Annotated in this window: 21 protein-coding genes; 12 read left to right on the forward strand and 9 right to left on the reverse strand. The window is 65.8% G+C overall.

Annotated elements, in window-relative coordinates; translation table 11 throughout:
- Window positions 1–88: 88 nt before the first annotated feature.
- Both GRI62_RS02025 and GRI62_RS02030 read left to right on the forward strand, forming a co-directional pair.
- Window positions 89–340, forward strand: a complete 252-nt coding sequence (locus GRI62_RS02025; protein ID WP_131451769.1) for a hypothetical protein — start codon at window positions 89–91, stop codon at window positions 338–340.
- 32 nt (window positions 341–372) lie between these two features.
- The gene (locus tag GRI62_RS02030) at window positions 373–657 is read left to right on the forward strand and encodes a DUF3297 family protein (RefSeq protein ID WP_131451770.1); all 285 of its coding nucleotides are present in this window, start codon (window positions 373–375) and stop codon (window positions 655–657) included.
- 24 nt (window positions 658–681) lie between these two features.
- Here GRI62_RS02030 and nhaA read toward each other — a convergent pair whose 3' ends face one another.
- Entirely contained in the window at window positions 682–1911 is a 1230-nt protein-coding gene (nhaA, locus tag GRI62_RS02035) for a Na+/H+ antiporter NhaA (RefSeq protein WP_131451771.1), read from the reverse strand.
- 124 nt (window positions 1912–2035) lie between these two features.
- Between nhaA and GRI62_RS02040 the strand changes: the two genes are divergently transcribed.
- From GRI62_RS02040 to GRI62_RS02060, 5 genes are all read left to right on the forward strand, one after another.
- Window positions 2036–3454 (forward strand): glycosyl transferase family protein, encoded by a 1419-nt coding sequence (locus GRI62_RS02040; RefSeq protein WP_234027339.1) that lies wholly within the window; start codon window positions 2036–2038, stop codon window positions 3452–3454.
- Window positions 3455–4149: 695 nt separating this feature from the next.
- On the forward strand, window positions 4150–4641 hold the full coding sequence (locus GRI62_RS02045) for a hypothetical protein (protein ID WP_131451772.1): 492 nt from the start codon (window positions 4150–4152) through the stop codon (window positions 4639–4641).
- Between the two features lie 69 nt (window positions 4642–4710).
- Window positions 4711–5619, forward strand: a complete 909-nt coding sequence (locus GRI62_RS02050; protein ID WP_131451773.1) for a sulfite exporter TauE/SafE family protein — start codon at window positions 4711–4713, stop codon at window positions 5617–5619.
- Window positions 5620–5627: 8 nt separating this feature from the next.
- Complete coding sequence (locus GRI62_RS02055) at window positions 5628–6398, forward strand: TIGR02186 family protein (protein ID WP_373283000.1); 771 nt, start codon at window positions 5628–5630, stop codon at window positions 6396–6398.
- A 163-nt stretch (window positions 6399–6561) separates the two neighbouring features.
- Entirely contained in the window at window positions 6562–8190 is a 1629-nt protein-coding gene (locus tag GRI62_RS02060; protein WP_234027493.1) for an ATP-binding protein, read from the forward strand.
- A gap of 71 nt (window positions 8191–8261) precedes the next feature.
- Here GRI62_RS02060 and GRI62_RS02065 read toward each other — a convergent pair whose 3' ends face one another.
- Both GRI62_RS02065 and GRI62_RS02070 read right to left on the reverse strand, forming a co-directional pair.
- Window positions 8262–8996, reverse strand: coding sequence for a 7-carboxy-7-deazaguanine synthase QueE (locus GRI62_RS02065; protein ID WP_131451774.1), 735 nt, complete (start codon window positions 8994–8996; stop codon window positions 8262–8264).
- A 7-nt stretch (window positions 8997–9003) separates the two neighbouring features.
- Window positions 9004–11715 (reverse strand): valine--tRNA ligase, encoded by a 2712-nt coding sequence (locus tag GRI62_RS02070; RefSeq protein WP_131451775.1) that lies wholly within the window; start codon window positions 11713–11715, stop codon window positions 9004–9006.
- Window positions 11716–11801: 86 nt separating this feature from the next.
- Between GRI62_RS02070 and GRI62_RS02075 the strand changes: the two genes are divergently transcribed.
- Genes GRI62_RS02075 through GRI62_RS02090 form a run of 4 tightly spaced genes read left to right on the forward strand, consistent with a single transcriptional unit; the run spans window position 11802 to window position 15414 of the window.
- On the forward strand, window positions 11802–12911 hold the full coding sequence (locus tag GRI62_RS02075; protein ID WP_131451776.1) for an MlaE family ABC transporter permease: 1110 nt from the start codon (window positions 11802–11804) through the stop codon (window positions 12909–12911).
- Window positions 12911–13813 carry an ABC transporter ATP-binding protein gene (locus tag GRI62_RS02080; RefSeq protein WP_131451777.1) on the forward strand — a complete coding sequence of 301 codons (903 nt, stop codon included), beginning with the start codon at window positions 12911–12913 and terminating at the stop codon, window positions 13811–13813. The genes GRI62_RS02075 and GRI62_RS02080 overlap by 1 nt, the downstream gene beginning before the upstream one ends.
- 10 nt (window positions 13814–13823) lie before the next feature.
- Window positions 13824–14774, forward strand: coding sequence for an MlaD family protein (locus tag GRI62_RS02085; RefSeq protein WP_131451778.1), 951 nt, complete (start codon window positions 13824–13826; stop codon window positions 14772–14774).
- 40 nt (window positions 14775–14814) lie between these two features.
- Window positions 14815–15414, forward strand: coding sequence for an ABC-type transport auxiliary lipoprotein family protein (locus tag GRI62_RS02090; RefSeq protein ID WP_131451779.1), 600 nt, complete (start codon window positions 14815–14817; stop codon window positions 15412–15414).
- On the opposite strand, the gene GRI62_RS02095 is transcribed toward GRI62_RS02090, so the two are convergent.
- Genes GRI62_RS02095 through GRI62_RS02120 form a run of 6 tightly spaced genes read right to left on the reverse strand, consistent with a single transcriptional unit; the run spans window position 15411 to window position 19337 of the window.
- On the reverse strand, window positions 15411–16121 hold the full coding sequence (locus GRI62_RS02095; RefSeq protein ID WP_131451780.1) for an ATP12 family chaperone protein: 711 nt from the start codon (window positions 16119–16121) through the stop codon (window positions 15411–15413). The two genes, GRI62_RS02090 and GRI62_RS02095, sit on opposite strands and share 4 nt — an antisense overlap.
- The gene (locus GRI62_RS02100) at window positions 16118–16387 is read right to left on the reverse strand and encodes a hypothetical protein (protein WP_131451781.1); all 270 of its coding nucleotides are present in this window, start codon (window positions 16385–16387) and stop codon (window positions 16118–16120) included. The genes GRI62_RS02095 and GRI62_RS02100 overlap by 4 nt, the downstream gene beginning before the upstream one ends.
- A complete protein-coding gene (locus GRI62_RS02105; RefSeq protein WP_131451782.1) occupies window positions 16380–17030 on the reverse strand; it encodes an HAD-IA family hydrolase in 651 nt (216 codons plus the stop codon). Before GRI62_RS02105 ends, GRI62_RS02100 begins: the two co-directional genes overlap by 8 nt.
- Window positions 17027–17623 (reverse strand): FMN-binding negative transcriptional regulator, encoded by a 597-nt coding sequence (locus tag GRI62_RS02110; protein WP_131451783.1) that lies wholly within the window; start codon window positions 17621–17623, stop codon window positions 17027–17029. Before GRI62_RS02110 ends, GRI62_RS02105 begins: the two co-directional genes overlap by 4 nt.
- Window positions 17623–18924, reverse strand: a complete 1302-nt coding sequence (locus GRI62_RS02115) for an RluA family pseudouridine synthase (protein WP_131451784.1) — start codon at window positions 18922–18924, stop codon at window positions 17623–17625. The genes GRI62_RS02110 and GRI62_RS02115 overlap by 1 nt, the downstream gene beginning before the upstream one ends.
- Window positions 18924–19337, reverse strand: coding sequence for a fluoride efflux transporter FluC (locus GRI62_RS02120; protein WP_131451785.1), 414 nt, complete (start codon window positions 19335–19337; stop codon window positions 18924–18926). Before GRI62_RS02120 ends, GRI62_RS02115 begins: the two co-directional genes overlap by 1 nt.
- Window positions 19338–19517: 180 nt before the next feature.
- On the opposite strand from GRI62_RS02120, the gene GRI62_RS02125 reads away from it, so the two are divergent.
- Window positions 19518–20576: an acyltransferase family protein gene (locus GRI62_RS02125; RefSeq protein WP_160731788.1), complete on the forward strand. Its 1059-nt coding sequence runs from the start codon at window positions 19518–19520 to the stop codon at window positions 20574–20576.
- The last annotated feature ends 101 nt before the right edge of the window (window positions 20577–20677 follow it).

Consider the following 20677-nt stretch of genomic DNA (forward strand, 5'->3'; position numbering starts at 1 on the left):
GCAAGGCGCGCTTTTCCCGTGCCGGGGCGCCGGAACGCTATGGCGCGCGGGGGCGTTCACTTTGCACGATCATGCGAGGAGACCTGCCATGACTGCTACCACGCCTGCCAACAATCCCGCCAACGACACGGGCAACCAGCCCGATCCGCTGCCCGGCGGCGACGTCGACTATCCCGGCAACACCCCGCCCGAGGTGCAGCCCGACGAAGGCGGCGACGTGGACAATCCCGAGGCCCCGCCCGAAACGCAGCCCGACCAGGGCGATGTCGACATGCCGGATGCGCCCGACGAAATGCCTTCGATCGATCCCACGCCGCAGACAATGTTGCCGCCGGATTGATTTCTGGCGGCGCTCGGCTAGGGGCGCAGTCCATGAGCGACGATAAAACCACCGACACCCCGCCCGATCACCTTTCGATCGACCCCAACAGCGCGCATTTCGATGCCGACAAGCTGCAACGCGGGGTCGCAATCCGGTTCAAGGGCCGGGAACGCAAGGATATCGAGGAATACTCGATCTCCGGGGGCTGGGTGCGCGTGCAGGCGGGCAAGACCGTCGACCGCAACGGTCGCCCGCTGACCATCAAGCTGACCGGCCCGGTCGAGGCCTGGTACGAGGACCTGGGCGAGGACGCCCCTGTCGCCAAGGCTGACTGACGGTTTTCGATCCCGACAGCCGGTTTAAACCACCGGACTGTCGGGGTCATCCATTTCCATATCGTGGCGGCTGGTCATCCGCAGTACGCCGTAGCCCATGAGCGCGCTGATCAGCGAGCCCGACAGGATGCCAATCTTCGCCTCGTCGCGCAGGAATTGTGCGGATTCACTGGCGCCCGGGAAGGCCAGTTCGCCGATGAACAGGCTCATGGTAAAGCCGATCCCGCACAAGATGGTGACACCCCAGATCTCGGGCCAGGAGCAATTGGCGGGCTTGGCTACGATGCCCAGCTTCACGACCGCGACGACACAGGCGAAGATGCCCGCCTGCTTGCCGATGACAAGACCCGCGGCAACGGCCAGCGGAAGCGGATCGAACAGGGCATCGAGGCCGAGCCCGGTCAGGCTGACGCCGGCATTGGCGAAACCGAAGATCGGCACCACGATATAGGCGTTCCACGGCACCAAGGCATGCTCCATCCGCTCCAGCATGGATTCCTCGTGTCCCTTGGCGTGCATGGGGATGGTCAGCGCGGCGAGCACGCCCGCGATCGTCGCGTGAATGCCCGACGACAGCACTAGATACCACAGCAGCACGGTGAGTACGATGAAGGGCAGCAGGGAAGAGACCTTCGCGCGGTTCATGGCGATCATCACCCCGAACGCGACCAGCGCGGCCACCAGGTAGGTCAGGTTCAGATCGGCGGTGTAGAAGATGGCGATGACCGCGACCGCGCCGATATCATCGACGATGGCGACGGTCAGCAGGAACAGTCGCAGCGCAGCAGGTACGCGCGTGCCCAGCAGGCCTACGACGCCCATGGCAAAGGCGATGTCGGTTGCCGCGGGAATGGCCCAGCCGCGTGCCAGCCCCGGCTCCCCGCCGGCCACCAGCATATAGACGGCAGCGGGTGCCGCCATGCCGGCAATGGCGGCAAAGATCGGCAGGTTGCGCGCCTGCGGATCGGACAGGTTGCCGCAGACGATCTCCCGCTTCACCTCCAGCCCCACGACGAAGAAGAAGATCACCATCAACCCGTCGTTGATCCAAAGGTGCAGGGTGTTGAGGTAGAACACGTCCTTCGACCAGAGGTAGCCGTGGAACAGGCTGTAATACGCGTCCTGCACGCCCGAATTGGCAATGATCATGGCGATAATCGCCACCGCGATCAGCAGGATCCCCTGGAAGGAATCGGCGCGGAACAGCGCGGTGAAATTGCGCCGGGCGGTTTCGAGTAGGCCTGTTTCAGTCATGTCGGACGAGCGTCTTTAGGAAATGCGGCTTTTTTGCAACCCCATAACCCCGGCGGGACGCAAGGAGGCGCCATAAACTCTTGTTACAGCTGATTTGTCTCTCTTATTAAGAGAGATCGCCAAGTTGGGCGACGGGGCTTTTGCAATGACGTTTCAGGATGTGGCCCCGTGGATCGCGATCGCGGAGTACGAACTGCTGCTGTTCGCAGGCATCTTCCTGCTTATCGGCGCTGTCGATGAAGTAGCCGTCGATTTTGCCTGGCTCTATTTCCGGCTGACCGGAAAGGGGCGGACTCTCGAAGTCGATCGTGCGGACTGGACGCATCGGGAATTGCGCGGGCGTGCTGCCGTTCTGATCGCCGCCTGGGACGAAGCGAAAGTCATCGGGCATACGGTAAAGCATGCCCTCAATGCTTGGCCGCAGCGCGACCTGTGCCTTTTCATCGGATGCTATCGCAACGATCCTGCAACCATCAGGTCCATCGGCGAGGCGGCAGCAGATGACCCGCGTGTGCGCATTATCATCAACGACATAGACGGGCCGACGACAAAAGCCGGTTGTCTCAACGGGATCTTCCGTGCGCTTTGCGATGTCGAAGCTGAAGCCGGCGTCCCCTTCCGGTTCATCATGCTGCACGATGCCGAAGACATGGTCGATCCCGCCGCGCTGGCCTTGGTCGACGCGGCGATGGACGACTTCGAATTCGTTCAGTTGCCGGTACTGCCGCAGCCGCAGCGCAAATCCCGCTGGATCGGCAGTCACTACCTCGAGGAATTCGCCGAGTCGCACGGCAAGACGCTGATCGTCCGCTCGTTATTGGGGGCCGGGATACCCGCTGCCGGGGTGGGCTGCGCCTTTTCCCGCGCGACGCTGGAAGCAATGGCGCGCCGGACGCAGGACGAAGGGCCTTTTTCGCACAAAACCCTGACCGAGGATTACGAGCTGGGTATCAAGGTCGGTAGCACCGGGGGGCGGTCCAAGCTGCTGCGGGTGCGAGGGGAAGACGGCGAACTCGTGGCCACGAGAGCATATTTCCCCTCTTCGTTAACCCATGCGGTCAGACAAAAGGCACGCTGGCTGCACGGTATCGCCTTCCAGGGGTGGGATCGGCTGGGCTGGAACGGGAACCTTGGTGAAAAATGGATGCGGATGCGAGATCGCCGCGGACCGCTGTCGGCCATCGTGCTTTTCGTCGGATACACCCTGCTCGTCGTCGTTGTGACGCACATCATCCTCGACTGGTTTGGCTATGCAATTCCATGGAAGAGCAGCGCAGTGCTGAACTTCATCCTGCTGGCAAACCTCGTCAGCCTGGCATGGCGAGCGGTCATGCGCTTTGCCTTTACGGCGCGCGAATACGGACTGGTAGAAGGGCTCAGGGCGGTTCTGCGCCTGCCTATATCCAACATCATCGCCATGATGGCTGCCCGGCGGGCGATCTTTTCCTACGTGCGCGCCTTGCGTGGCGAACCGGCGCAGTGGGACAAGACCGAACATGACGATCACCCGGCGGCTTTTGTCCTGCAACCGGGCGCCCGCTGATGAGGCGGTCGGACACGGCGCGCCGAGGCGCCCCCCTGGTGATGCTGGCGACCGTGATTGGTACATGGGCGGTATATCGGGCGGCTGTCTGGGAAACCCCGCAATTCCCGGGGTCGAACGTGGTCTTCAGCACGGGCGAAGGCGAGGCGCCACTCGTTGCCCAGGGAAGTGCGGTGCGATCGCCCACCGTGGCGCGTAACGGTCTGACCGCTCCTTGGCCGGCTCGGCTCGATGATCTTTTCCCGTCGACATCACAAGTGCAGGGCAGTTGGCTGTCCTCGCGGATTCGTATCGGACAGGTCGATCGATCGGCCTCCATCACCATGACCCAACTCGTTTCCCTTCCTGCCCCGGTCCCCGCATCGACCTCCCCATCGCCACCGAACGGCATCGCTCGGGTAAGTAATGCGACCACGGCGCTCCTCCAAGTAAACGGGGTTTCTCCGACCCCAGCGCCAGCTGCGGCCCAGACGCCGGCCCCGGTCCCGTCCAACCCGGTGACGCAAGGCGCCCCCTTCGTTCGGGGGCAGCCCGCACGCGACCGGTGGTCGGGTGATGCATGGGCGCTTTTTCGAGGAGGATCGCCATCGACCGTTTCGCTTTTGCAACCAAGTTATGGTCGCAGCCAGACAGGGGCGGTGCTGCGTTTCGATTTGGCGCCAGGATCTTCCCGGCGCCCACAGGCCTATGCCCGCGTGAGTTCAGCGATAAACGGGCCGCGTGAGCGTGAAGCTGCAGTGGGCGTCTCTGCGCGGCCGCTCGCCGTGCTCCCCGTGCGCCTTCATGCCGAAGGCCGTGTATTCGACGGGACAGGCGGGGCCGAAATCCGCGCGGCGGCCTTTGCCGTCACCGAACTGCCCGTCGCACCCTTGCCCGGCGGTTTCAACGGCGAGGTCTACGCGGCAGCTGGTTATGTTGCCGGCGACTTCGCGACCCCTTTCGTCGATGGGCAGGTGAGGGTGACGCGTACAATCACACAGGCGGGAAGTTTCCGGCTGGAGGCGGGCGGCGGTTCGTGGGGCGGGGCCCAGCGCGGCACCGGGCGGGTCGATGTCGGGCCGACCGTGGCCGCAAGTTTCCCGATTGGCTCGGTGAACGCGCGCCTTTCCGCCGACTACCGCATCCGCATCGCGGGCAATGCAGAGCCGGCGGACGGGCCGGCGATCACGCTGTCAGCCGGGTTCTAGCTGCGCGAAATTCGGGCAAGCGCCGTATTCGCCTTCAATCCGGGGCGGCGATGCATTAGGCGCGGGGGCATGGACGTCTACCTCCCCATCGCGAACCTTGCGGTCAACGGGCTGGTGATCGTCCTCCTCGGGCTGGTCACGGGCATCCTGTCGGGCATCTTCGGGGTCGGCGGCGGATTCCTGACGACGCCGCTGCTGATCTTCTACGGCATCCCGCCCACCGTTGCTGCCGCGTCCGCCGCCACGCAGGTGACCGGGGCCAGCGTATCGGGCGTGATTGCCCACGGGCGGAACAAGGGGGTGGACTACCAGATCGGGCTGGTCATCGTGGCTGGCGGCATGCTCGGCGCGCTTCTGGGGGCGGGACTGTTCAACCTGCTGCGCTCGCTCGGCCAGATCGATACCGTCATCAACATCCTCTACGTCATCCTGCTCGGCACCATCGGTTCGCTGATGCTGCGCGAGGCGCTGCAATCACTTGGCCTGGTGCAGAAGCCAGCGGGGCGAGCGTTGAGGCGGCATCACCCGTGGATCGCGGCGCTGCCCTATCGCTGGCGGTTCTATGCCTCCGGCCTCTACATCTCGCCAATCGCGCCGCTGATCCTGGGGCTGGTGGTAGGCACCCTGACGATGCTGATGGGCGTGGGCGGAGGGTTCATCATGGTGCCCGCCATGCTCTATATCCTCGGCATGAGCGCCAAGGTCGTCGTCGGCACCAGCCTGTTCAACATCCTGTTCATCACCATGCTGGTCACCATGGTCCACGCGCTGACGACGCGGGCGGTGGATATCGTGCTGGCCGGCCTGCTGCTGATCGGATCCGTCACCGGCGCGCAGCTCGGCACGCGGGTGGCGCAGTTCGCCAAGCCGGAACACCTGCGCCTGTCGCTGGCGCTGGTGGTGCTCTCGATCGCCGTGGTCATGGTCTACGGCCTGGCCGTGCAGCCAGGCGAGGTCTATTCGGTGGTGCCCCTGTGACAGGTTCCGTGACGCGCGCGATTCTCGCCTTTCTGCTGGCGCTGCTGGCGGCGGTGCCCTGCGCGGCGCAGGGACGCGATCCGGTGCTGGTGCCCGACATTTCCGAGCACGAGATCGTGCTGCGCCAGGGCTTTACCGGGGCCGACCTGCTGTTGTTCGGCGCCTTGCTCGAAGCCTCTGGCGGCCGGGCGACGGGCGAATACGATATCGTGGTGGTGTTGAAAGGCCCGGCCGAGCCCATCCGCATCCGGGAGAAGGAACGCTGGTTCGGCATATGGGTGAATGCCGACAGCACCGGCTACCGCTCGGTCCCCTCGTTCTATGCCATCGCCAGCTCACGCCCCATCGTGGACATCGTGGACGAGCGCACGGCGGCAATCTACGAGCTGGGCCTGCCCTGGTTGCAATTGTCCCCGACCGGCTCGATCGACCCCGAGGAACAGGCGCGTTTTTCCGCCGGCCTTGTCGACCTGCGCCAGCGGCAGGGCCTCTATGCCCAGTTCGAAGGTGGGGTGGAGGTGACCGAAGGCGTCCTCTACCGGGCGCGCTTCCCCATCCCGTCCAACGTGATCCCCGGCCGTTACGTGGCCGAGACCTTTGCCATCATCGACGGCCGCGTGGTGACCAGCGCCACGTCGGAAATCAAGGTCAGCAAGGAAGGCGTATCGGGCCGCATCGCCAGCGAGGCGCAGGATGCCTCGTTCTTCTATGGCCTGTTCGCCATCGGCCTGTCGCTGTTCATGGGGTGGGCGGCTAGCCGCATTTCCACCCTGTTCTGACGGGCCGCACGGCCTGCCCCCGGGCGTGCGATTGACGCGATTTTAACCTCGTCCGCCTAGCGCGATGCACAGTCGCAACAGCTTTCGGATCGAGCGTTACATGAACGAAATGCCGGGTAACCAGTTTGCCAACGCCGCCCCCGTCCAGCCGACCGAAGCCGAAATGCGCGCCTCGCGCAGCGCCGACAATGCTTCGCAACCGATCGGAGTGGTGCTGGAAATTGCCGGCTCCGGCTCGCAGATCGCGCTCGATCTCCTGCGGCTGAACGATTGCATGGCGGATACCGATCCCTCGATCGCGCTGGCGGGCCAGGTGGGCAGCCAGGTCAAGATCAAGACGCAGGACGGCTGGCTGCTCGCCAGCGTGCGCAACCAGCGGCAGGATCGCCGGGGCGATGGCAACGCGGTGATCGCCAATATCGACTTCATGGGCGAAGGGCTGGAGGAGAAGCTGACCGGCAAGATCCACAGCTTCCGCCGCGGCGTCACCCGCTATCCGATCCCCGGCGCCCTGTGCTATCCCGCCACGACCGAGGATCTTCGCCAGATCTACGCCAGCGACGGGCGCAGTTCGATCCAGATCGGCACCGTCTATCCCACCACCGACATCCGCGCCGGCATGTATATCGATGCCATGCTGGGCAAGCACTTCGCGCTGCTGGGGTCCACCGGCACCGGCAAGTCGACCAGCGCGGCGCTGATCCTGCACCGCATCTGCGAGGCCGCGCCGCAGGGCCACATCCTGATGATCGACCCGCACGGCGAATATTCCGCCGCGTTCCGCAACACCGGCCGCATCTTCGACGTGTCCAATCTGCAGATGCCCTACTGGCTGATGAATTTCGAGGAGCACTGCGAAGTGCTGCTGAAAAGCACCGGCAACGATCTGCAGAACGACAAGGACATCCTGGCCAAGTGCCTGCTTGCCGCGCGGCAGAAGAACCGCCTGGCCGAGACGATGGGCAAGATTACCGTCGATTCGCCGATACCCTACCTGCTGTCCGACCTCACCAACCTGGTGCAGGACGCCATGGGCAAGCTGGACAAGGCGACCAACACCGCGCCCTTCATGCGCATCAAGACCAAGATCGACGAGCTGAAACAGGACCCGCGCTACCAGTTCATGTTCTCGGGCATGCTGGTGGGTGACACGATGGCCGACTTCATCGGCAAGATCTTCCGCATGCCATCCGACGGCAGCCCCATCGCCATCATCGACGTGTCCGGCGTGCCGTCCGACATCACCAGCACCGTTGTCGCCGTGCTCAGCCGGCTGGTGTTCGATTTCGCCATCTGGAGCCGTAACGAGTCGACCAGCCCGATCCTGCTGGTGTGCGAGGAAGCGCACCGGTACGTGCCGAGCGAGAAGAACGCCGACGGCAACTCGGTCGGCCGGGTGCTCTCCCGCATCGCCAAGGAAGGCCGCAAGTACGGCATCAGCCTGGGCCTCATCACCCAGCGCCCCAGCGACCTTGCCGAAGGCGTGCTGTCGCAGTGCGGCACGATCATCTCGATGCGCCTCAACAACGATCGCGACCAGGCCTTCGTGAAAGCCGCCATGCCCGAAGGGGCGCGCGGCTTCCTCGATTCGATCCCGGCGCTGCGCAATCGCGAATGCATCATCTGCGGCGAGGGCGTCTCCATCCCCATCCGCGTCAGCTTCGATGCGCTGGAGGAATCTAAACGTCCCGCCTCGGAAGACCCGAGCTTCGTGGAACTGTGGAACAGGGGCGGCGGAGAGGAGGACATGGTCCACCGCACCGTGCAACGCTGGCGTGCGCAAGGGGCGTGACCTGAACCCGAACCCGCCTTGGCGGAAGCAGCTGACGGATGCCGTAGGCCAGCGTGGCCACGGCGCCTCGCTCACGTGCCGCGCGTGTCGCCGAACAGGTGGATGTGCAGCCTGTCGGTGACACGATAGCCGCGCTCCATCGCCAGCGGCGCGAGCCATGACAGCCGCTCGTGCAGGGTGGCGCTGGTCGTCCCTTCCGGCATCAGAAAGATGCGCTGCGGCGGGATGGCATGGGTGCCGGCAAGCGCGCTGACCTCGTCCACATCGCCTGGCGCAGCGATCACGAACTTCAGGAACGCGCGCTCGTCTGCCGCCCAGTGCGCCAGCATAGCGGGTTTCAGCGCCAGATCGGCCGGGTTGCCCGAATGGGCGAGCTTGGGGCTGACGTTGTACTGCGTGACCCGCGCGTCGACCGGGGCGGGCGGCATGACGGTGCCATTGGTCTCGATCTCCACCGCCATGCCGGGCAGCAGATCGAGCATCGCGGCAAGCTTGCCGGCCTGCAACAGCGGTTCGCCCCCGGTTACGACGAGGCGTTTCTGCCCCAGCGCGGCGATGCGGGCGGCGACGTCTGCCACGCCCAGCTCGAGCTGGTTCGCCCGTCGCGCAAAGGTGGCAGCCGAACGATGCGGCCGCGCGTCGCCGTCGAAATGCCAGGTGTAGGGCGTATCGCACCACACACAGGCAAGGTTGCAGCGACTGAGGCGCACGAAGGCGACCGGCGTCCCGGCGCTGGGGCCCTCGCCCTGCACGGAGGCGAAGATCTCGGGCTCACCCGGCGCCTGCGTCGCGAGAACCAGCGTCAAGCGGGGCCTATCCCAACCGTGCCAGCGCCGCGTCCAGCCGCGCGAACTCGGCGCTGTGGTGGGCATGATCGGCACGGGCCTTTTCGACCGCTTCCGGCTTGGCCCGCTCGACGAACGAGGGGTTTTCCAACCGCTTGCCCAGGCTATCGCGTTCCTTGGCGGCAGCATCGCGGGCCTTGGCCAGGCGGGCGCGCTCGGCCGCCACGTCGATGACGCCTTCCAGCGGGATCACGAACACGTCATCGCCCGCCACGACCTGCATGGCCGCACCGGCGGGCGCCTCACCCATGGTGACGGGGGTGAGCCGTGCTAGTCGCTCGATGGCCGCTGCGCTGCGTTCCAGCACGGCGGCGCCAGTGGCTGACGGGCTGGCGATGAAGGCAGGCAGTTTCTCGCCCGGCGGAATGCCAAGCTCGCTGCGTGCCGCCCGGGTGGCGGTGGTGAGGGCGATGGTCCAGTCGATGGCGTCGGTCGCCTGTTTGCTGACCTCGGCCTGCGGATCGGGCCACTTGGCGAGGATCAGTTCGTAGGGCCGGGCCACCCCCATGTGTTCGGCCTGCGCGTGCCACAGCTCCTCGGTCACGAATGGCATGAACGGATGCAGCATGACGAGGATCTGGTCGAGCACCCAGCCGGCGACCGCGCGGGTCTCGGCGGCGGCGTCTTCGCTCGCCCCCTCGGCAAACACCGGCTTGATCAGCTCCAGATACCAGTCGCAGAACCGGTCCCAGGCGAAGTGATAGACGGTGTTGGCCGCCGCGTCGAAGCGCAGGTCGGCCATCGCCTCGTCGAGCTTGGCGACAGTCTGCTGGACCTCGCCGATGATCCACTGGTTGGCTGCCAACCGCGCGGGCGGGGCAGCAATCGTGTCGGAGGCACCGATGCCGTTCGCCTGGCAGAACCGCGTGGCGTTCCACAGCTTGGTGGCGAAGTTGCGGTAGCCCTCGACGCGGCGTTCATCCATCTTGATGTCGCGCCCCTGGCTTTCCATCGCCGCCATGAAGAAGCGCAGCGCATCGGCGCCATAGCGGTCGATCAGGCCAAGCGGATCGACCACGTTGCCCTTGGACTTGGACATCTTCTGCCCATCCGCGGCGCGCACCAGGCCGTGCAGGTAGAGCGTGTTCCACGGGCGCTCGCCCATGTTGTAATAGCCCGCCATCATCATCCGCGCGTCCCAGAAGAACAGGATGTCGAAGCCGCTGATGAGCAGGTCGTTGGGGTAATGCTTTTCAACGAGGTCGGTCCGCTCGGGCCAGCCGAGCGTGGCAAAGGGCCACAGCGCGGAGGAGAACCAGGTGTCGAGAACGTCGTCGTCACGAGTGAGGGAGGCGTTGGGTCCGGCCAGCGCAAGCGCCTTGGCCTCGGTCTCCGCAACGTAGGCCGTGCCGTCCGCGTCGTACCATGCGGGGATCCGGTGGCCCCACCATAGCTGGCGGGAAACACACCACGGCTGGATGTTCTCCATCCAGTTGAAAAAGGTCTTTTCCCAGGTCTTGGGCACGATGGCTATCTCGCCGGAGCGCACCGCCTCGATCGGCTTCTTCGCCAGCTCGGCGGCATCGACATACCATTGGTCGGTCAGCCAAGGTTCGATCGGCACGCCGCCACGATCGCCGAAGGGGGTGGGGATGGTGCGCGGCTCGGCGTCGTGCTCGGTGCGCTCGCCGTCCTTTTCGACCACGTGGGGCACGAGGTGCCCGCTCGCCTTGAGCATGTCCACCACGCGCGCGCGCGCCGCGAAGCGGTCCATGCCGATGAGGCCCGCAGGCACCAACCCGTCGGCGGTCTGGCACACGGCGGCATCGGCATCGAGCATGTTGAGCATGTCGCCCGCCGCGATGCCCGCGCGCTTGCCTACCTCGAAATCGTTGAAGTCATGCCCCGGGGTGATCTTCACCGCGCCGCTGCCCAGCGCCGGATCGGCATGCTCGTCAGCCACGATCGGAATTTCGCGCCCGGTGATCGGCAGGCGGATCTTGGCGCCGCGCGCGACCAGTGCCCGGTAACGCTCGTCGTCCGGGTGGACCGCCACAGCCATGTCGGCGAGCATCGTCTCGGGCCGGGTGGTGGAAACGCGCACCTCGCCGCTGCCGTCGGCCAGCGGATAGGACAGCGTCCAGAAGCTGCCCTTCACGTCGCGCGTCTCGACCTCCAGGTCGCTGATCGCGGTCTTCAGCTTGGGGTCCCAGTTCACCAGCCGCTTATCGCGGTAGATCAGGCCGTCGTTGTAGAGGTCGACGAACACCTTGAGCACGGCCGTGGTGAAATTCTCGTCCATGGTGAACTGCTCGCGCGACCAGTCCATCGAACAGCCCAGGCGGCGCAGCTGGCGGGTGATCGTGCCGCCGCTCTCTTCCTTCCACGCCCACACCTTGTCGACGAAATCCTCGCGCGAATAATTGGCGCGCCTGTCACCGCTCGCCTCCATCTGCCGCTCCACCACCATCTGCGTGGCGATGCCGGCGTGGTCGGTGCCCACCACCCACAGCGCATCCTTGCCGCGCATCCGCTCGTAACGCACGACGATGTCCTGCAGCGTGTTGTCGAGCGCGTGGCCGATATGCAGGCTGCCGGTGACGTTGGGCGGCGGGTTGACGATGGTGAAGGGCTCGGCATCCGGCCGCTCGGGTCGGAACAGGCCGTTCGCCTCCCAGTGGGCATACCACTTCGCCTCGATCGCGGCGGGGTCGAAAGTCTTGGAGAGCTCGCTGGTCATGGCATGGCCCCTGCCATCGCAATCCGCCCAGTTCAACACGCGAAACGGTTGCTAGCCTTGCGATTTCCCCGCATAGGCCCGAAACGATGAGGGAATGGGCCGAGTATAGCCTGGACGAGAGCGGGGGACGGGTAACCGTCACCATCACGGGGCCGTTGATTGTCTCCAGCATCGGGCGGCTGGATCCGGAACTGCGCAAGCTTTCCGACAGCGTCCAGTTCGTCGACATCTCGGGCGCCAGTCCCATCGATACCGTGGGCGCATGGGTCGTCCACCGTTTCGCGGCTGACAAGGGCGCCGAGATCGTCGGCATGGACGACAAGGCCGAGGTGCTGCTCGAAACGGTGGAGCAGAGCGGCGCCGAAGCGCCGGTGGCCCCCAAGCGCAAGAAGATCTTCGGCCGGGTCACCGAACATGTCGGCATCAAGGTTATCGAATTCGGCCGGGGATTGCTGCACAACATCGCCTTCCTGGGTGCTATCCTCGTGTCGATGGGCGGGGTGTTGCTGCATCCGCGCCGGTTCCGCACCAAGGCGCTGGTGCGCCAGATGGAGCAGGTGGGCGTTTCCAGCCTGCCCATCGTCGGTTTGATGAGCTTCCTTATCGGCATCGTCATCGCCCAGCAGGGCGCGGTGCAATTGCAGCAGTTCGGCGCAGAGACGCTGACGGTGAACCTGGTCGGCCGCATCACCTTGCGCGAACTGGGCGTGCTGATGACCGCGATCATGGTGGCGGGCCGGTCCGGCAGCGCCTTTGCCGCGCAGCTCGGCACGATGAAGCTGACCGAGGAGATCGACGCCATGCGCACCATCGGCGTCAGCCCGATGGAAGCGCTGATCATCCCGCGGATCCTGGCAGCCGTGATCATGATGCCCTTGCTGGGTTTCTACGCCTGCGTGTGCGCGGTGATCGGCGGCGCGGTGATCGGCGACGTGCTGCTCGACATTCCCTTCCTCACCTTCCTCGCCCGCATCCAGGAAGTCGTCCCCCCCACCGATTTCTGGGTGGGCGTGGTCAAGGCGCCGGTGTTCGGCCTGATCATCGCGCTGGCCGGCTGTTACCAGGGAATGCAGGTGGAAGGGAACGCCGAGGAAGTGGGCCTGAGAACCACGGCCGCCGTGGTGCAGGCGATCTTCATGGTCATCGTGGTCGACGCCTTCTTCGCCGTGTTCTTCTCCAGTATCGGGTGGATCTGATGGCCGAGGATTACGACGAAGACGACAGCCCCGTCGCCAATTTCGACGATGTGGACGAGGATATTCCGCAGCGTTTCACCGGCGATCACCCGATCAGCATCCGCGGCTTGCGCAACTGCTTTGGCAAGCAGGTGATCCACGAAGACCTCGATCTGGACGTCAATCGCGGCGAGATCCTGGGCATTGTTGGTGGATCGGGCACCGGCAAGAGCGTGCTGATGCGCTCCATCATCGGCCTGCAGATCCCCGACGACGGGACGATCGAGGTGTTCGGCAACGACATCACCGCGGCAGAGCCCGACGAGGTGATCGGCGTGCGCAACCGCTGGGGCGTATTGTTCCAGGGCGGCGCCCTGTTCTCGACCCTGACCGTGGGCGAGAACGTGCAGGTGCCGCTGAAGCAGTTCTATCGCGAACTCAGCCAGCGGCTGTTGAACGAGATCAGCCTTTACAAGGTGGTCATGACCGGGCTGCCCGCCGAAGCGGCAAGCAAGTTTCCCAACGAGCTTTCGGGCGGCATGAGGAAGCGCGCCGGCCTGGCCCGCGCGCTGGCGCTCGACCCGGAACTGTTGTTCCTCGATGAGCCGACTGCCGGCCTCGACCCCATCGGCGCGGCCAAGTTCGACGAACTGCTGCGCGAACTGACCGATACGCTGGGGCTGACGGTGTTTCTCATCACCCACGATCTCGACACGCTCTACGCCATCTGCGACCGGGTGGCCGTGCTGGCGGACAGGCAGGTGGTGGCCGTGGGCACGATCCCCGAACTGCTCGAGACCGAGCATCCGTGGATACAGGAATATTTCAACGGCCCGCGCAGCCGCGCCGCGGCCGCCACCAACGATCGGCTGACGGACACTCGCGGGAAAGCGATGGACAAGCCGACAGGCGCGAAGGCATAGGGGCAAGCGAATGGAAACTCGTGCCAATCATGTCTGGGTCGGAGCGATCACGCTGCTGTTGCTGGCCGGCGCAGCGGTGTTCTTCGTGTGGCTTGCGGGCCTGTCGAACCGGGACAACAAGGAATACGACATCTTCTTCGAGCAGTCGGTGGGCGGCGTCGCGCAGGGATCGACCGTGACCTACAACGGCGTGCCCGTGGGGCAGGTGACCGACATCTCGATCTGGGACAAGGATCCCGAGTTCGTCAAGGTGCGCATCCGCCTGAAGGACGAAACCCCGATCCTGATCGGCACCGAGGCGAGCGTTTCCGCCAGCTTTACGGGCACCGCGAACATCTCGCTGACGGGCGGGCAGAGCAACCAGCCGCCGATCACCTGCGAAACCACCGATTGCCCGGAAGGCGTGCCCGTCATCCCGCCTGCGCCCGGCGCGCTGGGTGAAATCCTCGCCAGTGCCCCGCTGCTGCTGGAACGGCTGGCCACGCTGACCGAACGGCTGACCCGCGTGCTGGACGACGACAATCAGAATTCCATCGCTGGCATCCTGCGCAACACCGACGCGATTAGCGCAGAGTTCGCCAATGCCTCGCCCGAGGTGCAGCGCACGCTGGTGGAACTGCAGAGCACGCTGGCCCAGTCGACGCAGACGCTGGCGAGCTTCGATCGCACGCTGGGGTCGGTCAACACCCTGGTCGAACGTGACGGGCAGGCGATCAGCGCGGACACGCGCGAGACGCTGGCATCCGCCCGCCAGGCCGCCGCGGCGCTGGAATCGGCGATGGCCAATGTCGAGCCACTGACCCGCCAGCTGTCGCAGGACACGCTGCCGGCGGCCAACGCCGCGCTGCGGGATATCCGCGCAACCAGTTCCAGCCTGCGCTCGATCACCGAGCGTATCGAGAACGAAGGCGCGACCAGTCTGCTGGGTGGCCCGACGCTGCCCGATTACGAACCCAATTGACCGTGATACCGGCGCTGCTTCCGGCGCGAAAGGGATGCGCATGAACCCGTTTAAATCCACGCTCGTCGCGCTCACCGCAGCCGCAGCGCTCTCCACGAGCCTGGCTGGCTGCATCAGCTTCGGGCCCGACGCGCCCGAGCAGTTGCTCACGCTGACCCCGACTGCGACGGTCCCTAGCGGTTATTCCTCCGAAGGGCAGGTCGCCAACGCCCTGTCGGTGGAGGTTCCCACGGTCGCCCAGCGCCTCAACGTGCCGCGCATCCCGGTGACCACGTCGGACAGCACGCTGGCTTACCTGGTTGACGCGGTATGGGTGGAAAAGCCCGCCGAACTGTTCCGCACCGTCCTGTCGGAAACCATCCGCGCCAAGGGCAACCGCCTTGTGGTCGCAGACGAGGACCTGGAGTTTGCCGCAAACACCCGCCTTTCCGGGACGCTGGTGGCGATGGAGTACGATGCCGTCACCTCCAGCGCGGTCGTGCGCTATGATGCCGTGCTCGAGATGGCGGGCGGCCGCGTGCTGACCCAGCGTTTCGAGGAGCGCGTGCCAGGCGTCCTGCCCGAGGCGACCGCGGTGGGCGCAGCGCTCAACCAGGCGACGAACGCGGTGGCCGATCGCGTGGCGGAGTGGGTGGGCTAGGCTCCTGCCTCAAGGCGCGTGATGGCGGCGGCGAACTGCGCGGCTTTTTCGAACGCTTCCAGCCGCAGGACACGGACCTTTTCGGCCTCCTGTTCCCAGCCCCACAGCTCGGCCTGCCAGTCTTCCTCCGCATTGGCGGCGGCATAGAGCGCGGGCGCATCCGCCCCCGGTTCCAGCGCCGCCAGCGCCACCACCAGCGATCCGGCGAGCGAGGCCAGCGTGAGCAGCGCGGCGAGAGTGAAATCGTCCTCACCCTCCAGCCGAGCGCCCAGCGCTGCCATGGTCGCAGGGTCATGCGGCTTGTGGACGATCCCGCTGGTGCGTTCGAAGGTCACGGAGTGACGCGCTTCGCAGGCGGCAAGCAAGGGCTCCCACAGCGCCTGCTGGCGATGCCACAGCGGCTCGTCCGGCTCTGCGCGGTAACATAGCGTGTCGGTGTCGGCGTAGCTGAGCAGCTTGGCCACGGTTGCCGCGCGATCGGGGCGGATAACGTCGATTGCCAGGTCGGCCATGTCGCGAAAGATGAAGCCGCGCGGATCGATCGTGTCACCCTGCGCACGCCATTCCCCGGCCAGCAGGTCAGCCAACGCGCGGCTCGGCACGACCTGTGCCGCGCCCTTTTGCGTGCGGATCGGTCGGCCATCCAGGGTAACGCGCCATCCGCCGGCGCCCTCTTCCACAGCGACATCGGCGTAGAATCGCTTCATCGGGTGTCGCGCGTCTCGTCGATTGTGGGCGATTTCCATCGGCGCGCCAAGGTCCGCGGCAGCCAGAAGAATTCGAACAGGCCGAAGAACATTAGGCCGTATCCCAGCACGTCTGGCCCTGAAACCTTGCCGGCAAGGATCATCATGCCGCCCACCACCAGCAGCACGCCGCCCAGCCGCATCAATTGCAGCATCCAGAACCGCGCTGCGGCAGGGTCGGCGGGGGCGGGATCGGGGGATGAGGTGTTCCTGGGTTCGTCAGCCATCGAGCAGTTCCTGCAAATGCGCCGCATCGCGCGCCACGGCCTCGGCCCCGGCGGCAAGCAGCTCGTCCTCTTCGTGATAGCCCCAGGCCACACCCAGCGCGCGCGTGCCTGCGGCGACGGCCATCTCGATGTCGTAAACCGTGTCGCCGATCATCACCGTCTGTTCGGGGGCGGCGGCGGCGTCTGCCATTGCGGCGAGCAGCATGGCGGGATCGGGCTTGGAGGGATGGCGGTCGGCCGTGTGGAGCGTTGCGAACAGCGCACCAAGCGAATGCGTCGCCAGCGTGGCGGCCAGCCCGCGGTCGGACTTGCCGGTGGCGACCCCCAGCGTCCAGCCATGGCCGTGCAGGTGGCGCAGCAGATCGGCGATGCCGTCGAACAGCGGTTCGCGAAGGGAGCCATCCTGCCGCGCGGCGAAAAAGGCCTCCTTGTAGGCGGCGACGGTTGCGGCCAGCGCTGCCTCGTCCAGCGCGGGATCGAGCCGCCGCACCGCCTGCGGCAGGCTGAGGCCGACGATGCGGCGCACCTGTGCCGGCGGCGGCGGCGGGTGGCCGGTATCGGCAAAGGCGCTCGCCATGGCCCTGCATACGGCGGCCTGCCCATCCACCAGCGTGCCATCGCAATCGAACACGGCCAGTTTCATGCTGCGAACCGCTCCATCGCCTGTGCCAGGTGGGGATTACCCTGAGTGCGGTGGCCATCCGCGATCCGCTCGCGCTCGGCACTGGAGTTTTCCTGCGAGAGCTTGAAGGTGGAACGCCACTCTTCGACCTCCATCCGATACCCGATGATGCCTTTAACCAGGTTGGCCCACAGCGCCCCGCCCGCCTCCGCAGCGCGCCACGGCGAGCCGCCCAGCCGGCCTTCCTGCCGGGCGATCAGGTGTTGGAAAAAAGTCTCGAGCCCGGCATCGTCCATGCGCACCACGCGCCCCGCCATCTCCAGCGCGACGTAGTCCCATGTCGGCACCGTGTCGCGGTCGTCGTAGAAACGCGGGCTGACGTAGCCATCGGGTCCGTTGACCACGGCCAGCACTTGCGCGCCATCCAGCGCCCCTGCCATCGCATTGCGGCGCGACATGTGGAATTGCAGGACGCCGTCGGCCCAGACGAAAGGGGTGTGGACGACCTGCGGGCCTGCGGGGGTCGCGGCGAAGACCATGCCGAACCCCACCTCCTCGATCAGCGCGTGGAAGCGGGCGTGGTCATGGCTGCGAAACAGTGGTTCGGGATGCATCAGCGGCCCGTGGCCTTGCCGCCCCTCCCGGCGGACCGACCAGCGCCGCCACGGACCGGGTTTTTCGACGCAGACGCTGGCGCAGGCGCACGTCTGGGGCCCAACCCCTTCGGGCCTACCTTCTTCGTATCCGCCTTCTTCACATCGGCCTTTTTCGCAAGAGGCTTCCTGGCCCCCGGCTTCGCCCCCGCCTTTGCATCATCAGCGGCTGGCCCCCGCGATTTGCGTTCGCCCCGGCGCGCCTTGCGGTACTGCTTGGCATGGGCCTTGGCCGCCTGCTTCTTCTCGGTCTTCGATCGCTCGGGCGGCGGAGGGGCGACGGGGCCGGCATCGCTGACACCTGCGTCGAAGCCCAGTTGCGCCATGCTCGCCGCAAAGTGTTCGGGCAGTTCGGCGACCGCGTCGATGTCGTCTCCGCCGGGGCCCTCGATGATCAGCCGGCGGGCGTGGAGGTGCATCTTGCGGCTGATCGAGCCGGTCAGATAGGCTTCCTTGCCGCCGTACTTGGCATCGCCCACGATGGGATGCCCGATGGCCGCCATGTGCACGCGCAACTGGTGCGTGCGCCCGGTAAAGGGTTGCAGTTCGACCCAGGCCGCGGCGTTGCCCGCCCGCTCCACCACGCGGTAGGCGGTGCGCGCGGGCTGCCCGTTCTCGGTGTCGATATGCATCTTCTCGCCGCCGCTGGCCGGCTGCTTGGCAAGCGGCGCATCGACCGTGCCCTCGTGCAACTGGGGCACGCCAACGACCAGCGCCCAGTAGATCTTCTTGGCGGTGCGGCCGGAAAAGCGCTTCGAAAAGAACGCCGCGCTGCTGGCGGAGCGGGCGACCAGCAACACGCCCGAGGTATCCTTGTCGAGCCGGTGGACCAGGCGCGGGCGCGGCTCGTCCTCGTTCGCATAGGCATCGAGCAGCCCGTCGACGTGGCGCGTGGTCTTGGTGCCGCCCTGCGTGGCCAGGCCGGGCGGCTTGTTGAGGATCAGCGCACCCTTCGTGCGGGTGATCAGCATGGCCTCGGCCGCGGCCTCGTCCTCGGGCGAGAGCGCGGGGCGCGCTCGCTGGGTCCGCGCCGTATCCTCGCCGCCCGGAGGGACCCGCAGGACCTGCCCTGCGGCGATGCGATCCTCGGGCTTTACCCGCTTGCCATCCACCCGCAGCTGCCCGGTGCGTGCCCATCTGCTGATCGTGCCGAAGCCGACCTGCGGCAGGTGGCGCTTGAACCACCGGTCCAGCCGCACGCCGTCATCGTCGGCATCGACGGTGAACTGGCGCACCTCGTTGGCGTTGTCCTGCGCGGGCATCAGGCGAACGCCTTCGTAGCGAAGACGCCGAACGCAAAGCCGGTCACGCCGAGCCCGACCGACAGCATGAGGTAGATCGCCGCCAGCCCCACCTGCTGTCGCTCTATCAGGAAGGCAAGCTCCAGGCTGAAGGCGGAAAAGGTGGTAAATCCGCCCAGCAGTCCCACGCCCAGCAGCAGGCGAAGCTGCTCCGCATTCTCGGGCGCGGCCCTGACGAGCCAGCCGGCCAGCGCTCCCATCAGCACGCTGCCGAGCGTGTTGACCGCCAGTGTGGGGAAGGGGAACAGGCCGACGACGGGCGGCCCAAGCCACCAGGTGACGGCACGGCCAAGCTGGTAACGGGCGACCGCGCCGATACCGCCGGCAAGCGCGACCGATAGCGAGGCCCAGAGCTGGGGGAGGGTGGTGGACATGGCTTTCCCCTTAGACTCGGAGCGGCCAAGGGGAAAGCGTTGCCTTGCGCATCATGCGCGCCGACGCGAATGATGCACGGCCCACATCGTTTGGCAAACGCCGGCCTTGCATCCCCACGGTTCTTGCTTTCGCCCGGTATCATCGGAAATGGGCCTCGCCGCCACGAGGGAGCAACGTTCATGACGGCCAATCCTCCCAGCCGCATCGCCATCATCGATTACCTGCGCGGCCTCGCCAGTCTCGTAGTCGCGTGGTTCCATCTGACGAATTTATATGAACCCACATCGACGGTGCGCACGTCAGGTGCGCTTGGCTATCTCGGCGTCGATTGCTTTTTCGTGATCTCGGGATTTGTACTTCCCTACCTTCTGAGCGGTGTGCGCGGTGGATACACGCTGGCCAGTTTCCCGCGCTTCATGGCCCGGCGCACGGTGCGTCTGGAGCCTGCGTTTCTGGTATCGATCGCGATGGTCATCGTGCTGTGGGAGCTATCGGCGCTGCGGCCGGCTTTCGCGGGAGAGATCCCTGCGTTCACCGTGCCTCATGTTCTGGCGAATGCCCTGTACCTGGTGCCGGTCACGCAATACGAGTGGCTGCAGCCGGTGTACTGGACGCTTGCATACGAACTGGTTTTCTACATCGTCATCGGGTTGATCTTTCCGCTGATTGCCGCCGGACCGGTAAGAGATGGGCGATCACAATTGCCTTTTCTGTTCGTCGTCGGGGCGCTGATGGCGCTCGCCGCGTTGCAAGTGATCGGCGCGCAGTGGATCCTCTTCGTGATGGGACTGTTCGTGTACAAGGCCGTGGTCGAGCGGATTGGTACTGGTCTGCTGGTTGCGGGGCTTATCGCAAGCACCGCCGTGATGGTACTGGGCAACCGTGCGGATGCTGCCGTGGTCGGTTTGCTGACGGCGGTGGTAATCGTTCTGGGCCGCGGCTTCGCGCTGTCGGACCGCGCGGAGCGGATTTTTGGCGGACTTGGCCTCATCTCCTATTCCCTGTATCTGGTGCATATTCCAATCGGCGGCAGACTGGTGAATTTCGGCAAGAATTTCACCGATGGCAATATGGCGGCCGAACTTGGCCTTTCGTTGTTTGGGCTGGCGGTATCGCTGGTGGCGGCGGTGGTCTTTTTTCTGTTGATCGAACGGCCGGCCCACAACCTCTCGCGGCGCATCGCCATGACCAGGCCGCGTCCGGGACCCAACGGCGGCGAGGCCAGGGCCGACGGGTGAGCGACTGCCGAAAGGCTTGCTTTTGCGCGATTGGGACCGTATTGGCCCGTTCGTGTCGCCGATCCAGAACGGATTCGGTCCGATTTTCATTGGTTACTTGA

It is taken from the genome of Aurantiacibacter arachoides (genome assembly GCF_009827335.1).
GTDB lineage: Bacteria > Pseudomonadota > Alphaproteobacteria > Sphingomonadales > Sphingomonadaceae > Alteraurantiacibacter > Alteraurantiacibacter arachoides.